Origin of the sequence: Flavobacterium sp. (assembly GCF_003525665.1) — a bacterium.
Classification (GTDB): domain Bacteria; phylum Bacteroidota; class Bacteroidia; order Flavobacteriales; family Flavobacteriaceae; genus Flavobacterium.
This window is the reverse complement of the sequence record NZ_DQDX01000218.1, coordinates 19,550-21,249: the sequence shown is the minus strand read 5'-3', so window position 1 is coordinate 21,249 and position 1,700 is coordinate 19,550. Positions and strand designations below refer to the sequence as shown.

Here is a 1,700-nt window from a genome sequence, read left to right as displayed (position 1 = left end):
ATGTCTCCTGACTTTGCGCCACTTTAATAACATTTATGATAGCAATGTAAATAGTTACATATTTTGTAGAGCTTTTGTTCATAATACTTAGTTGAGAAAAAAAATCCGCAAAGTCAGGAGACATTTGCGGAGCTTTTCATAAGAACTTTTCAGAATATAAATCCCTAAAAACTTATCTCACTAATAGGAACCAATGTAAAATTAGCGCCATAATTGTACTGAATAATTTTATTCGTTCCCACAACAATCAAATGACTGTTTAACGGAATAACATCTTTTACATTTCCGTTGTACGTATTCTCTAAAGTCAAATTGGAGCTGTTTGCCGCATTAAAAACCTTCAAACCATTTGAACCACAACATACATACAAAACGCCATTGCGAATACCTAATCCATAAGGTTGAGCTAGTAACGTTGTAGAAAGTAAAGTTGGGTTAGCAATATCAGTTACATCAATCACATTTACTTGGTCTTCTATGGCGCCACAAGTAGAACCGCCACGAACTGTAATGTAAGCCGTATTTCCAGCAACTACTACAGGATCACAGGCCGTTGCGTGAGAAAAACCTCCAACAAAACTTGGGTTGAACTCATCCGTAGCATCAACAGTGTACATGCCCGAAGTTGCGCCAACAAATAACGTTTCTTTCTGAATAAATAAGGTTTCAAAAATGCCACCATTAATCCAAATATTCATAGAAACCGATTTGTCAAAAAACGTATTTTCAGGATTGGTGATGTTAAATACATTTAGTTGATACGAATCTATCGTGTAAAGTGCGTTATTGTTGATTTGAAATTTAGCATACGATCCGCCAGTTCCAATGTTGTTTCCAGCCGAACTTTCAAATCCAGCCAAGGCATCATTTGCAAAAATAACTTGTGATTCATTAGGACGATTTTTCAATTTCAATTTGAATCCGGTAATAATTTCTCCTTCTACTGGATTAACCGTGTAATCATAATATTCTGCCTCTGATGGATAGGTTGGGAAAAACGTAATCGAATTTTCTACTGTTTGTACCAAAGTAATATTGTTGATGTTCGAAATATCAAATACCAATAAATCGACAAAATTATCGGCATACAAATAATTGCCTTTTATCGCAATATCATGAACGCCTTCTAGATTTATAAAAGCGGTATTTACTGGCGAAGCAGGATTTTGATTGTTATAAATATGAACGCCTTCTTCCTGCGCAATGTAGAAAAGATAATTTTCTGAAACGTATATTTTGCCCTCAGAACTGGTTGCTTTTGCTCCTGTAACCGAAACATTTGCTCTAATTTGAGACAATGATTTGATTGTTGGAACTGCAAATTGCACTTTCTCAGAATTAGAATCGTCATTGTCACAAGACACAAAAAAGACAATGCTAATACACGCAATTAAATACTTTAATGTTTTCATAGCTAATGATTTATAAATTCAGTCAAATGTAATAAATTATTTTTTACACTTTAACATTTGTTCATGTCAATTCAAAATGAAGTGTTAAAATTATACAACTATTTAATTATCAAGTATAATTTCTTGTTTCTTATTGCTAAATTATCTTTTTTTATATTATTTAATTGTTATTTTTGCACTCAAATAACCAAAACGACTATGAAATCGCTACTAAAAGTTTGCGATAGCAAAAACCAATGATTATTGAGGCGATAACATATGTTACCGCTAAAAAATAAAATTTAAACA

1 protein-coding gene is annotated in these 1,700 nt (G+C 32.7%); it reads right to left on the bottom strand.

The window, feature by feature from the left end:
* Window positions 1-164: 164 nt before the first annotated feature.
* Complete coding sequence (locus tag DIU01_RS15045) at window positions 165-1,412, bottom strand: hypothetical protein (protein ID WP_290835880.1); 1,248 nt, start codon at window positions 1,410-1,412, stop codon at window positions 165-167.
* Window positions 1,413-1,700 lie beyond the last annotated feature (288 nt).

Bases quoted from the DNA above. Each gene is read 5' to 3' on its own strand.
- DIU01_RS15045 (WP_290835880.1), bottom strand. From the start codon at position 1,412: ATGAAAACATTAAAGTATTTAATTGCGTGTATTAGCATTGTCTTTTTT.